This window comes from Isoptericola sp. F-RaC21, from assembly GCF_038593535.1.
Taxonomy (GTDB): Bacteria; Actinomycetota; Actinomycetes; order Actinomycetales; family Cellulomonadaceae; genus Isoptericola.
In genome coordinates, this window is the sequence record NZ_JBCFYX010000001.1 from 40204 (window position 1) to 53578 (window position 13375).

The window sequence follows — 13375 nt, forward strand, 5'->3', positions numbered from 1 at the left end:
CGAGAAACCGACCCGCAGTACCGAATCGCAGCACCGAGAACCGAGGAGCATCACCGTGGCTGAGCTGTTCTACGACGACGACGCCGACCTGTCCATCATCCAGCAGCGCAAGGTCGCCGTCATCGGCTACGGCAGCCAGGGCCACGCCCACGCGCTGAACCTGCGCGACTCGGGCGTCGACGTCCGCGTCGGCCTGCGCGAGGGCTCGGCGTCGGTGAAGAAGGCCGAGGACGAGGGCCTGCGCGTGCTGCCCGTCGCCGACGCGGTCAAGGAGGCCGACGTCGTCGTCATCCTCGCGCCGGACCAGGTGCAGCGGCACGTGTACCGCGACGAGATCGCCCCGAACCTCAACGAGGGCGCGGCGCTCGTCTTCGGGCACGGCTTCAACATCCGCTTCGGCTACATCAAGCCCGAGGCAGGCCACGACGTGCTCATGGTCGCCCCCAAGGGCCCGGGCCACCTCGTGCGCCGCGAGTACGTGGACGGCCGCGGCGTGCCGGTCATCGTCGCCGTCGAGCAGGACGCGTCGGGCTCCGCCTGGGGCCTGGCCCTGTCGTACGCGAAGGGCATCGGCGGCCTGCGCGCCGGCGGCATCAAGACCACCTTCACCGAGGAGACCGAGACCGACCTGTTCGGCGAGCAGGCCGTGCTGTGCGGCGGCGCCTCGCAGCTGGTCCAGTACGGCTTCGAGACGCTGACCGAGGCGGGCTACCAGCCCGAGGTCGCGTACTTCGAGGTGCTGCACGAGCTGAAGCTGATCGTCGACCTCATGGTCGAGGGCGGCATCGCCAAGCAGCGCTGGTCGGTCTCCGACACGGCCGAGTACGGCGACTACGTCTCCGGCCCGCGGGTCATCGACCCGCACGTCAAGGAGAACATGAAGGCCGTCCTCGCGGACATCCAGAACGGCGCCTTCGCCGAGCGCTTCATCGCGGACCAGGACGCGGGCGCGCCCGAGTTCACCGCGCTGCGCGAGAAGGGCGAGGCGCACCCGATCGAGACCACCGGCCGCGAGCTGCGGAAGATGTTCTCGTGGATCAAGCCCGCTGACTCCGACTACACGGAGGGCAGCGCCGCTCGCTGACCCACTCCGTCAGCAGCGACGCGCGCGGCCGTCGTCCCCCACCCGGGGGCGGCGGCCGCACGTGCGCCCGCGAGGTAGTCCGGATCCCGCCGAGGTAGTTCGAGACCCCGCGAGGTAGTTCGAGACCCCGCGAGGTCGTTCGGACCTGGCTGAGGTAGTTCGAGTCTTGCCGAGGTAGCTCCGGGCTCGGCGGTCAGGCGAGGAGCCCGGCCCAGCGCCGGGCGACGTCGACGAGGTCCACGCGGTCGAGGGCGTCGACGTCGTCGAGCCGGTGCCAGGCGACGGCGTCGGTGCTGCCGTTCGCCTCGACGGTCAGCTCGCCGCCGACGACGTGCGCGCGGTAGACGATCCGGATGCCGTGCAGCGGCTCGTCGGGCGGGGTGCCGTTCACCGCGAAGCGGCGCTCCGCGGGAATGACGATGCTGTCGACGCCGAGGAGGCCGTCGAGCGCGACGTCGTACCCGGACTCCTCGCGCAGCTCGCGGATCGCGGCGGCCTCCGGGTGCTCGCCGGGCTCGATGCCTCCGCCGGGGAGCGTCCAGCCGGACCCGCCGCCCTCGTTCCAGTGGGGGAGCAGGAGGTGGTCGTGGTCGACCACGACGGCGTAGGCAGCGACGCGGGTGAACATCCCGGCATCGTGCCAGACGGCGGGCCTGCCCAGGCGCGCGCACGCCCCGCCGCCTGGCAGGATGGCGCCATGAGCGACGACGCGACCCCCGCACGAGGGCTCGACCCTGAGCAGGCCGACCACATCACGCGGTTCTGGGACGTCGCGCGCCCGAGCGCCGGTCGGACCAGCCACGGCGGCGCGGTGGGGGAGCGGTCGGAGAACGTGGTGCCGCCGCCGGCGTGGTCGTTCGGGGACTCGCCCGAGCTGGCCGACGAGCTGCTGGCTCTCGTGCTCGACGGGGTGAAGACCGGCACCGCCGCCGCGGTCTGGGAGTACGAGGCGGCGGACGAGCCGCTGCCCCGCAAGGGTGACCTGTCGATCGTGCTCGACGGCGCGGGGGTGCCGCGCGTGCTGATCCGGACCACGCAGGTGGAGACCGTCCCGTTCGCGGAGGTGACCGCCGAGCACGCCGCCGCCGAGGGCGAGGGTGACCGCTCCCTCGCCGACTGGCGCGAGGGCCACGAGCGCTACTGGCGCCGCACGCTGGCGCAGATCGGCCGCGAGTTCGACCCGACGATGCCGGTCGTGTGCGAGCGCTTCAAGGTGCTCTACCGCGCCTGACGTCGTCCTGGCATCGTCCGGATCATGAGATCTGTGTCCGCATCATGATTCGACGGGCATAGGCTCGCCCTCATGACGCGGAGCATCGACCTGGCAGTGGTGGCCGGCGACGGCATCGGCACGGAAGTCGTGGAGCAGGGCCTGGCGGTCCTCGAGGCGGCCGTGGCCGGCTCGGACGTGAAGGTCTCCACCACCGAGTTCGACCTGGGCGCGCGCCGCTGGCACGCCACGGGCGAGACGCTCACCGACGCCGACCTCGAGGCCATCAAGGGGCACGACGCGATCCTGCTGGGCGCCATCGGCGACCCGAGCGTGCCGTCGGGCGTGCTCGAGCGCGGCCTGCTGCTCAAGCTCCGCTTCTCGCTGGACCACTACGTGAACCTGCGCCCCGGCAAGCTGTACCCGGGCGTGACCAGCCCGCTGGCGAACCCGGGCGACGTCGACTTCGTCGTCGTGCGCGAGGGCACCGAGGGGCCGTACGTGGGCAACGGCGGCGCCCTGCGCGTCGGCACCCCGCACGAGATCGCGACCGAGGTGTCGGTCAACACCGCGTTCGGCGTGGAGCGCGTGGTGCGCGACGCCTTCGCCCGCGCCCAGGCCCGCCCGCGCAAGCACCTCACGCTGGTGCACAAGCACAACGTGCTCGTGCACGCCGGCCACCTGTGGCGGCGCACCGTCGAGGCCGTCAACGCGGAGTTCCCCGACGTCACCACGGACTACCTGCACGTGGACGCCGCCACGATCTTCCTCACGACCAACCCGTCGCGGTTCGACGTGATCGTCACCGACAACCTGTTCGGCGACATCCTCACCGACCAGGCCGCCGCCATCACCGGCGGCATCGGCCTCGCCGCGTCGGCGAACATCAACCCCGACCGCACCGCGCCGTCCATGTTCGAGCCGGTGCACGGCTCCGCGCCGGACATCGCCGGTCAGGGCAAGGCCGACCCGACCGCCACCGTCCTGTCGGTCTCCCTGCTGCTCGACCACCTCGGCCTCGCCGAGGAAGCGGCGCGCGTCGAGGCGGCCGTCGCGGCCGACCTCGCCGACCGTCCTGTTCACCCGAGCGACCGAGTACGCACGACGGCCGAGGTCGGGCGCGACCTCGCCGCTCGCGTCAACGGCTGACGACCCCGCGTCGTCACCGGACGGCGCGGCGCCACCCGCGCCGCGCCGTCGGACGTGTCGTCCGAGCCACCGCCCGCCCCGGCCGTCATCCCTCCTGTCGATCACCCGACTCCCTCCGTCAGTCCGGGTGACCGCTGTGGTCGGAGCGACGCCGGTGCCCACGGGGTGCGCGGTCGTGGAAAACTACAGGGGTCACCCGGTGAAAGGCCCCCCGATCATGACCACCTCCAGCACCACCCCCTCCGCCCCGAGCGCCACCTCGAGCAGCGACGCGTCGGGCATCCTCCCGGCCGAGCTCGAGGACCTCGTCGCCCTCTTCGACGTCCGGGCGACCGACAGCCCGACCTCCGACGCCGACCGCGAGGCGGCGCTGCAGGCGCCGAGGTTCGGCACCGTGTTCTCCGACCACATGGCGCGCATCACCTGGCGCCAGGGCGACGGCTGGCTCGACCGTCGCATCGAGAAGTACGGCCCGCTGCAGCTCGACCCCGCGACCGCCGTCCTGCACTACGCGCAGGAGATCTTCGAGGGGATGAAGGCCTACCGGCACGCGGACGGCTCCGTGTGGACCTTCCGCCCGGACGCGAACGCCGCGCGGTTCGCGCGCTCCGCGCACCGCCTGGCGCTGCCGGCCCTGTCCGTCGACGACTTCATCGGCTCCATCGCCGCGCTGGTGCGCACCGACATCGACTGGGTGCCCTCCGGCGAGGACTTCAGCCTCTACCTGCGGCCCTTCATGTTCGCGTCGGAGGCGTTCCTCGGGGTGCGCGCGACGACGGAGGCCGAGTACCTCGTCATCGCGTCGCCGGTCGGGCCGTACTTCGCCGGCGGGGTGAAGCCGGTGTCGATCTGGATCGACGAGCACTACCACCGCTCCGGGCCGGGAGGCACGGGCGACGCCAAGTACGGCGGCAACTACGCGGCGAGCCTGCTGCCGCAGCAGCTCGCCGCCGAGAAGGGCTTCGACCAGGTCTGCTACCTCGACGCGACGACCAACTCGGTTCTCGAGGAGCTCGGCGGCATGAACGTGTTCGTCGTCATGGCGGACGGCTCGGTGCACACGCCGGAGCTCACCGGCTCGTTCCTCGAGGGCGTCACGCGCTCGTCCATCCTGCAGCTCGCCGCGGACCGCGGGCACGAGGCGGTCGAGCGTCGGCTGCCGCTCGCCGAGGTCGTCGCGGGGCTCCAGGACGGCACCGTGCGCGAGATCTTCGCCTGCGGCACGGCGGCGGTCATCACCCCGGTCGGCCGGCTCGCCGGCGACGAGTTCGACCTGCAGGTCTCGGGCGGCCAGCCGGGAGAGCTCACCATGGCGATCCGTGAGGAGCTCACCGACATCCAGTACGGTCGGGCCGCGGACCGGCACGGCTGGATGCGCCGGCTCGCCTGAGAGCGCCGCGCCGCGAGGTCCGCCGCGGCGCGGGACGGCTCAGGCGTGGTCGGCCACGACCACGGACGGAGGCACCTTCCCGCATGGCGACCCGGATCAGCGCCGACGAGCTCAACCGCACCACGCTCGAGCGGCAGCGGCTGCTCGCCCGCTCCGACGACGACGTCACCGCCGTCGTCGGACGGGTGGGCGGCGTGCAGGCGCAGCATCCCGACATGCCGTACCTCGCGCTCTGGTCGCGGCGGTCCGGGCAGACGATCGCCGAGCTCGAGGACGCCCTGACCGGCGGCAGCGTCGTGAAGGCGACCGTGATGCGGTCCACGCTGCACGTCGTGCCGAGCGCGGACTGGCCGCTGCTCGACGCGGTCTCGGCCGAGCAGCGCCTGGCGGCGTGGCGCGCGAGCGCGCGCCGCGCCGGGGTGGACCTCCTCGGCCTCAACGCGGCCGTGCGCGCGTACTGCGCCGAGCCGCGCACCGTGGACGAGGTGGAGGCGTTCGCCGCGGAGCAGTACCCCGGCGTCGACGCCGTCGCCGCGATCCCCGGCGGCGTGAGCCGCGCGTGGTGGCGGCTCGCGAGCGCGGGCGGGGGCCTCGTGCACGTGCCGCCGAGCGGGCTGTGGGGCTCCCACGTGGCGGTGCGCTACCAGGACGGCGCCCGCTGGCTGGCCGACCGCCTGCCGCACCCGCTGCCCGCGATCCCGCCCGACGAGGCGCGGGCTCGCGTCGTCGAGAGGTACCTGCGCGCGTTCGGGCCGGCGTCGGTGCGCGACGTCGCGCGGGGAGTCGGCGTCCGGGGCGCCGGAGCGCTGAAGCGGGCGCTCGCCCTGCTGGAGCTGCGGACGTACGTCGCGCCCGACGGCCGGGAGCTGCTCGACCTGGCCGACGCCGACGTGGTGGCCGGGGACACCCCGGCACCCGTGCGGCTCCTGCCGCGCTGGGACCAGCTGCTCGTGGCGCTCGACGACCGCTCGCGGATCGTCGACCCGGAGCACGCGGGCCTCGTCTACCGGCGCAACGCCGACGTGCTGCCCACCCTCTGGGTGGACGGCCGGGTGGCGGGGACGTGGTCCCTGGACGTGGACGCCCGCCGCGCCACCGTGCACCTCGAGCCGTTCACCGGCGACGCCTGGGCGCACCACCGGGAGGAGCTGGAGGCCGAGGCGGGCGCGCTGCTCGAGCTCGCCGCCCCCGAGGGCCCCGAGCGCGAGGTCACCTGGTCGGGCCAGCCGACCGCACGAGAGTCCGGCCGAGCACGCCGGTGAGCATCGCCGAGACCGCGACCCCGACCACCACCCACACGAGCGCGGTCACGACGGCCGACGCGGCGTCGCCCGTGCCGGTGAACGCGAGCGCGGCGAGGATCACGGTGACCAGCGCGACGAGCCAGCCGAAGAACATCCGTGGCCGCGGCACGACCCGGACGAGCAGCTGGAGCACCACGGCGGCGAGCAGGGCGAAGAGGGCGCCGGTCAGCGCCCAGGCGAGGCCCGGGGCGTCGGGCACCAGGCGGGACGGGCCGAGCAGCCCGACGTCGAACGCGCTGTCGAACACGACCGACGCCGCGAGCCCGAGGACGGCGCAGACCACGACGGTCACGGCGGCGCCGGACCAGTAGCGGCGGCGGTCGAGCTCCAGCAGCCCGCGGGACGACGGCGCGGGCGCGTCCCAGGCGTCGGCGGGCTCCGACGTCGGCACGACGGACGGTGGCGGGGCGGCGCCCTGCGAGATGCCGGGCGTCGGCCCGGTCACGCCCGTCGGCGTCGTGGGGCCACCAGGTCGTCGCGGGTCGGTCATCGGTGCTCCCTCCTGAGGGACAGAGGCCAGCCGACCACAGCCGCGGCTCGGTCGCACGAGCACCGGGCACGTCGCGGGACGTCCGGGGCCACGGCGTGGACGGCCTGTCCGCCTGGTGCGTGCGTGTGGCACCATGTGGCCCATGACACGCCTCGCGCACCAGCGTCGCTCGCTCATCATTGCGTAGCGCGTCCGGCCACCCGCCGGACGCGCAGACCTTCCGTACCCCGGGGGGTCTTTTTTGTTGACCAGCACGCTCAGCTTCTTGACCTGGGGAGTCCCGCATGACCGCCACCCCGTTCCACGTGTACGACACCACCCTGCGCGACGGCGCGCAGCAGGAGGGCATGAACCTCTCCGTGGCGGACAAGCTGGCCATCGCGCCGTTGCTGGACGAGCTGGGGGTCGGCTTCATCGAGGGCGGCTGGCCCGGCGCCGTGCCGAAGGACACGGAGTTCTTCCGGCGGGCGGCCAAGGAGCTCGACCTGAGGAACGCGGTGCTCGCTGCGTTCGGCGCCACGCGCAAGGCGGGCACGCGCGCGTGGGACGACCCGCAGGTGCGCGCCCTGCTCGACTCCGAGGCGCCGGTCGTGACGCTGGTGGCCAAGTCCGACGTGCGGCACGTGGAGCGCGCGCTGCGCACCACGCCCGACGAGGGCCTCGCGATGATCGCCGACACGGTCGCGTTCCTCGTGGGCGAGGGGCGCCGGGTCGTGGTGGACGCCGAGCACTTCTTCGACGGGTACCGGTTCGACCCGGTGTGGTCCCGCGCGGCGGCGGAGGCGGCGTTCGAGGCGGGCGCCGAGGTGGTCACGCTGTGCGACACGAACGGCGGCATGCTGCCGCACTGGGTGACCGACGTCGTCACCGAGGTGCGCGAGACCCTGGGGCTGCCGCACGGGCGCGACGCCGTCGCGGGGGACCGGCTGCTGGGCATGCACGCCCACAACGACTCGGGCTGCGCCGTCGCGAACACGCTCGCCGCCGTGGCCGCCGGGGCGTGGCACGTGCAGGGCACCGTGAACGGCTACGGCGAGCGCACGGGCAACGTGGACCTCGTCACCGTGGTCGCGAACCTCGAGCTCAAGCACGGGCTGCGCACGCTCGTGGGCGGCGGCCTGGAGGAGGCGACGCGCATCGCGCACGCCGTCGCGGAGATCACCAACATCTCGCCGTACGCGCGGCAGCCGTACGTCGGGGCGAGCGCCTTCGCCCACAAGGCGGGCCTGCACGCGAGCGCCATCAAGGTCGACCCGGACCTGTACCAGCACATCGACCCGACGGCGGTCGGCAACGACATGCGGATGCTCGTGTCCGACATGGCGGGGCGCGCGTCGATCGAGCTCAAGGGCCGCGAGCTGGGCTACGACCTCAGCGGGCAGGGCGAGCTGCTCACCCGCGTCACGACGCGCGTCAAGGACGCCGAGGCGCAGGGCTACACGTTCGACGCCGCCGACGCGTCCTTCGAGCTGCTGCTGCGCGAGGAGCTCACCGGCTCCCGGCAGGCGTTCTTCCGGGTCGAGAGCTGGCGGACCATCGTCGAGACGGCGGCCGGCGGGCCCGGGCGCGGCACCGCCCACGACGCCGGGAGCCGGGACGCCGACGCCCTCGCCGAGGCCACGGTGAAGCTGCACGCCGGCGGGGAGCGCGTCGTCGCGACCGGCGAGGGCAACGGCCCCGTGAACGCCCTCGACCAGGCGCTGCGCAGCGCGCTGACGCGCGTGTACCCGCAGATGGAGAAGTTCGAGCTCATCGACTTCAAGGTGCGCATCCTCGACGCGCAGCAGGGCACCGACGCCACCACGCGCGTGCTGGTGGAGACGACCGACGGGCAGCACTCGTGGTCCACCGTGGGAGTGGGGCCGAACGTCATCGAGGCCGCGTGGGAGTCGCTCATCGACGCGTACGTCTACGGCCTGGTGCACGCGGGCGTCGAGCCGCGCTGACCGGGCCGCGCTGACCGCGCCGTCCGTCGTCTAGCCCGGGGTCCGTCCGTTCGCGAGGCGGTGCGGACGGACGGCGTCGAACGTCGCCTTGAGGGCCGCGGTGGTCCGGTCGTACCGGCGCTGCGCCACGCGCACGAAGAGGAAGTCGACGACGGCGAGCTGGGCGATGCGGCTCGACATCGCGCCGGAGCGGAACTGCGTCTCGCGGGCGGTCGTCGCCAGGACGACGTCGGCGAGCTCGGCCAGGGGCGAGGCCGGGAAGTTCGTCACGGCGACCGTGGTGGCGCCGGCGTCGCGCGCGAGGGTGAGGGCCTGGACGGTCTCGACGGTCGTGCCGGTGTGCGAGACGGCCACCGCCACGCAGCCCTCGGCCAGCAGCGCCGCGGACTGGAGCTGGCCGTGCAGGTCCACGGGGGCGAAGCAGGCGATGCCGATGCGCGTGAGCTTCTGGCCGAGGTCCTGCGCGGTGAGGCCGCTGGACCCGACGCCGTAGACGTCCACGCGCGGGGCGGTCGCGACGGCGTCGACGGCGCGCTCCAGCGCGTCGAGATCGAGCATGCGCGCGGTCTCCTCGATCGTCCGCGCCTCGTGGAACGCGATCTTGGACACGACGTCGGTGGCGGTGTCCGTGCGGTTGATCTCGCCCTCCGCGATGCCGGAGCGCTCGAGCTCGACGGCGCGGCGGCTCGTGGCCTGGGCCAGGTCGATGCGGAACTCGGGGTAGCCGGCGTACCCGACGGCCCGGCAGAACCGCACGACCGTCGCCTGCGACGTCCCGGCCCGGGCGGCGAGCTCGGTGATGGTGGCGCCGACGACGCCGGGCGGGTCCTCGAGCACGACGGCGGCGATGCGCGCCTCGGCGGGCCGGAGGGTGGGCAGCGTCTGGCGGAGCCGGACGAGGACGTCACCGTTCATGCGCGGGGTCTCCTTCCCGGCGGCCGCCGGCGAGGGGTGGGGACGAGAGGTGGGTGGTGGAGCGGACCGTGAGCCAGGTGTCGTGGGGCTCCACGAGGGCGCCGTCGCGGGGATCGGCGAGGGAACGGGCGAGGCGCAGGGCGCCGTCGAGCGGGCTGCCGTCGGCGGCCACGAGCCGCACGTCGGGGCGCAGGGCGGACAGCCGCGCCTCGAGCGGAGCGGTCACCGGCGCGCCGATCTGCAGGACGCCGCCGGTCACGGACGCGAGGGGCGGGATCCCCGGCCGCAGCGCCGCCGCGAGGCTCTCCGCCAGGTGCGTCCCGGCGTCGTGCAGGACGGCGCCGGCGACCGGGTCGCCCGCCCTGGCGGCGTCGGCGACGGCCGGCGTGAACGAGGCGAGGACGTGCGCGCGGTCGGGGCGCCCGTAGAGCGCGGCGGGCCACCCCTCGACCGGGCCGAACTGCTCCAGCGCGGCGGCGAGCAGCGTGGGCGACGCGGGCCCCGGCCGTCCGTCGTGGGTGGCGATCGCGGCGCGCAGCCCTGCGGCGCCGATCCACGAGCCGGAGCCGAGGTCGCCGAGCAGGTGCCCCCAGCCGTCCGCGCGGTGCCACCGGCGCCGCAGGTCGGTGGCGAGGACGATGGCGCCCGTGCCGACGGCGGCGACGGCGCCGGGCCGGCCGCCGAGGGCGCCGAGGTGGGCGGCGAGCGCGTCCGCGGCGACGGCCGTGGCCCGCGCGCGGGTGTCGCGCAGCACGTCGTGCAGGGCGCCGGGGTCGGGGACGAGCGAGGGGAGGCCGGTGACCGACACGGCGGCCGCGGCGACGGCCAGCCCGGGGTGCCGGCTCGCGAGCGCGCCGACGAGCTCGGCCACGACGTCGGCCGCGTCGCTGCCGGCGGCGGTGATGCGGACGGGGCGGCCGGCGAGCGTGATCGCCGGGCCCCCGGCGCCGCCGGTGCCGGTCACGGGCGCCGCGACGAGCCGGGCGCCGGAGCCGCCGACGTCCACGGCGACGACGTGCTCGGGGGCGGCGTTCGGGGCGTCGGGGCCGGTCACGGCACCCAGTGTGGCAGTGATTTTCTCAGGCTGGACACCTCACAAAAAGATTCTCGCCGCGACGGGCTCGGCGCGGTGTGACCGACGCCGCCTTCGTCCCGGCCGCGGCGCGGCTACCGTGGAGACGTGCATGGTGAGTACAAGGTTCCCGGTGGCAAGCTCGTGACGGTCGACCTCGACGTGCGCGACGGGTTGCTCGCCGACGTCAGGCTCAGCGGCGACTTCTTCCTCGAACCCGACGACGCCCTCGAGGTCATCGACGCCGCGCTGGTCGGCCTGCCGCGCGAGACGTCCACGAGCGAGCTGGCCCGCGCCGTCGACGACGGGCTGCGGATCGCCGAGCAGGACGGCCGTGTCGGCGGCCCGGTGACGATGGTGGGCTTCGACGCCTGGGCGGTCGCGGTCGCGGTGCGCCGCGCGCTCGGCCTGGCCACGACGTGGGACGACCACACGTTCGAGGTGCTGCGCCCGGGCCCGCTGCCCCCGGCGACGCTCGCCGCGCTGGACCAGGTGCTCACCGAGGAGCTGGCGGCCGGGCGGCGCGGGCCCACGCTGCGGTTCTGGGACTGGAACGAGCGCGCCGTCTTCATCGGGTCGTTCCAGTCGCTGCGCAACGAGGTGGACCCGGTGGGCGTGCGCGAGCACGACGTCACGGTGGTGCGACGCATCTCCGGCGGTGGCGCCATGTTAATGGAGGCCGGCAACTGCGTGACGTTCTCGCTGGTCGTGCCGGCGTCGCTCGTCGACGGCCTGTCCTTCGAGCAGTCCTACGCGTTCCTCGACTCGTGGGTGCTGGGCGCGCTGCACGACGTGGGCGTCGAGGCCTACTTCTCCGGCATGAACGACGTGGCCTCTCCCGCGGGCAAGCTCGCGGGCTCCGCGCAGAAGCGGCTGGCGGGCGGCGCCGTGCTGCACCACATGACGATGGCGTACGACATCGACAACGCCAAGATGCTCGAGGTGTTGCGCATCGGCCGGGAGAAGCTCTCGGACAAGGGCACCACCAGCGCCAACAAGCGGGTGGACCCCCTGCGCTCGCAGACGGGCATGTCGCGCGACGAGATCCTGGACGCGTTCGAGGCGCACTTCAAGGCCCACCACCGCACCGTGGACTCCGAGCTGCGGCCCGACGAGCTCGCCCGGGCGCAGGAGCTGGTCGAGACGAAGTTCGCCGACCCCGCCTGGATCAACCGGGTGCCCTGAGCCTCCCGCCCGCCGCCCCCGCGCCCGGCCGCGACGCGCCGTCCAGGTCACCGTCCTGTCACGAGTTGGTGCGGGGGCTTTCGTTATCCGCGTTCGGTCAGTAATCTCCCTCACAGCGCGACGCTCGGGAACTTCCTTTCAGGGGTGGGTGTCGCCCGATCACCGCACAGCGATCAGCAGGACAGCGAGACGACGACGTCACGCCGGACGACGACGACGTCGGCACGACATGACCGCGAGAGGGCGCGCGACCGCGAGGACGGCGGCGCCGCGCACCACGGAGGGCGGCCCACGGGGGCCGCCGGGGGAGGACGAGATGCGTCGACACATGTGGACCCGCAGGAGCGTGGGGGCCGTGGCCACCGCGGCGCTGGTGGCGCTGGGCGTCGCCGCGTGCGGCAGCGGGGGCGGCTCGGGCGACGGGGACGGGACGGTCGACGGCGAGGGCAAGACCCTCGACGTCTGGATCATGCAGGGCACCAACCCCAGCGCCGACACCTTCTTCGACGAGGTCGGCAAGGCGTTCACCGAGGAGACGGGCGCGAAGCTCAACGTCGAGTTCGTCGAGTGGGCGGACGCGCACGACCGGTTCGTCACGTCGATCGCCGGCCAGACCACGCCCGACGTGGCCGAGACCGGCACCACCTGGACGCCGGAGTTCGCCGACGCCGGCGCGCTCGCGCCGCTGGACGACTACGTGGCGGACGCCGGCCTGGGCGACGACCTGGTGGACGGGCTCGTCGAGGCGGGCACCTACGACGGCCAGCTGTACGGCATGCCCTGGTACGCCGGCGTCCGCTCGCTGGTGTACAACACGGACATCTTCGAGCAGGCCGGCGTGGAGCCGCCCACGACCTGGGCTGAGATCGAGTCGGCGGCCAAGGCGATCAAGGAGAAGTTCCCGAAGAAGACCGCGATCGCGGTGCCGGGCGACGCCGAGTTCACGGTCTACCCGTGGGTGTGGGGCGCGGGCGGCGAGGTGGCGACGGCCGACGGTGACACCTGGACCTCGGGCCTCGACAGCCCCGAGGCGCAGGAGGGCCTGAGCTTCTGGACCGGGTTGGCGAAGGACGGCTACTCGTCCGCGGGCGCCACCACCTGGCGCGAGACGGACGTGCTCGACGCGTTCGCCCAGGGCGACGTCGGCATGGCGGTCATGGGCTCCTGGACGCCGGGCGCGATCGTCGAGGCGAACAAGGACATGGAGGGCAAGTTCGCGGCCGTCCCGATCCCGGGCAAGGACGGCGGCATGGCGCCCTCGGTGCTCGGGGGCTCGCACCTGTCGGTCTTCGAGACGGCGGAGGACAAGGACCTGGCGTTCGCGTTCGTGAAGCTCATGACCACCGGCGAGTTCGCGACGAAGTGGGGCGAGCAGGCCGGGTACTTCCCGGGTCAGAAGTCGCTGCTGGACGAGACGCTGAAGAGCACGGACCCGCTCGTGGCGCCGTTCGCGAAGCAGTTCGTCGAGGGCGGCGCGTCCGTGCCGGTGTCGCCGAACTTCGGCGCCGTCCAGGCCAAGCTCACGACGAGCACGATGATGCAGTCGATCCTCTCCGGGAGCGAGGACGTCCCGACCGCCAGCACGAAGGCGGCCGACGAGATGACGTCGCTGCTCAACGGTGGCAGCTGA

The 13375-nt window shown here is 73.8% G+C and carries 12 protein-coding genes; 8 read left to right on the top strand and 4 right to left on the bottom strand.

Going from position 1 to position 13375, the window contains the following annotated elements:
- The first annotated feature begins 55 nt into the window (after positions 1-55).
- Entirely contained in the window at positions 56-1084 is a 1029-nt protein-coding gene (gene ilvC, locus AAG589_RS00180) for a ketol-acid reductoisomerase (protein WP_430565237.1), read from the top strand.
- Positions 1085-1277: 193 nt separating this feature from the next.
- Here ilvC and AAG589_RS00185 read toward each other — a convergent pair whose 3' ends face one another.
- Positions 1278-1712: an NUDIX hydrolase gene (locus tag AAG589_RS00185; RefSeq protein WP_430565238.1), complete on the bottom strand. Its 435-nt coding sequence runs from the start codon at positions 1710-1712 to the stop codon at positions 1278-1280.
- Positions 1713-1781: 69 nt separating this feature from the next.
- Here AAG589_RS00185 and AAG589_RS00190 point away from each other — a divergent pair, with 69 nt between their 5' ends.
- The 4 genes from AAG589_RS00190 to AAG589_RS00205 all read left to right on the top strand — a co-directional run bounded on the left by AAG589_RS00190 (position 1782) and on the right by AAG589_RS00205 (position 6095).
- The gene (locus AAG589_RS00190; protein WP_430565239.1) at positions 1782-2315 is read left to right on the top strand and encodes an ASCH domain-containing protein; all 534 of its coding nucleotides are present in this window, start codon (positions 1782-1784) and stop codon (positions 2313-2315) included.
- Positions 2316-2387: 72 nt separating this feature from the next.
- Complete coding sequence (locus AAG589_RS00195; protein ID WP_430565240.1) at positions 2388-3443, top strand: 3-isopropylmalate dehydrogenase; 1056 nt, start codon at positions 2388-2390, stop codon at positions 3441-3443.
- Positions 3444-3660: 217 nt separating this feature from the next.
- Complete coding sequence (locus AAG589_RS00200) at positions 3661-4833, top strand: branched-chain amino acid aminotransferase (protein ID WP_430565241.1); 1173 nt, start codon at positions 3661-3663, stop codon at positions 4831-4833.
- An 83-nt stretch (positions 4834-4916) separates the two neighbouring features.
- Positions 4917-6095: a winged helix DNA-binding domain-containing protein gene (locus AAG589_RS00205; RefSeq protein ID WP_430565242.1), complete on the top strand. Its 1179-nt coding sequence runs from the start codon at positions 4917-4919 to the stop codon at positions 6093-6095.
- Here the strand turns inward: AAG589_RS00205 and AAG589_RS00210 are convergent.
- Entirely contained in the window at positions 6043-6627 is a 585-nt protein-coding gene (locus AAG589_RS00210) for a DUF6069 family protein (protein WP_430565243.1), read from the bottom strand. The genes AAG589_RS00205 and AAG589_RS00210 overlap by 53 nt on opposite strands.
- A 284-nt stretch (positions 6628-6911) precedes the next feature.
- Between AAG589_RS00210 and cimA the strand changes: the two genes are divergently transcribed.
- Positions 6912-8573, top strand: a complete 1662-nt coding sequence (cimA, locus tag AAG589_RS00215) for a citramalate synthase (RefSeq protein ID WP_430565244.1) — start codon at positions 6912-6914, stop codon at positions 8571-8573.
- 30 nt (positions 8574-8603) lie between these two features.
- Here cimA and AAG589_RS00220 read toward each other — a convergent pair whose 3' ends face one another.
- Together AAG589_RS00220 and AAG589_RS00225 are read right to left on the bottom strand one after the other, a co-directional pair.
- Entirely contained in the window at positions 8604-9488 is an 885-nt protein-coding gene (locus tag AAG589_RS00220) for a MurR/RpiR family transcriptional regulator (protein ID WP_430565245.1), read from the bottom strand.
- Entirely contained in the window at positions 9478-10542 is a 1065-nt protein-coding gene (locus tag AAG589_RS00225; protein WP_430565246.1) for an N-acetylglucosamine kinase, read from the bottom strand. Before AAG589_RS00225 ends, AAG589_RS00220 begins: the two co-directional genes overlap by 11 nt.
- Positions 10543-10668: 126 nt before the next feature.
- Here AAG589_RS00225 and AAG589_RS00230 point away from each other — a divergent pair, with 126 nt between their 5' ends.
- Entirely contained in the window at positions 10669-11745 is a 1077-nt protein-coding gene (locus AAG589_RS00230; protein WP_430565247.1) for a lipoyl protein ligase domain-containing protein, read from the top strand.
- Between the two features lie 355 nt (positions 11746-12100).
- Complete coding sequence (locus AAG589_RS00235) at positions 12101-13375, top strand: sugar ABC transporter substrate-binding protein (protein WP_446719657.1); 1275 nt, start codon at positions 12101-12103, stop codon at positions 13373-13375.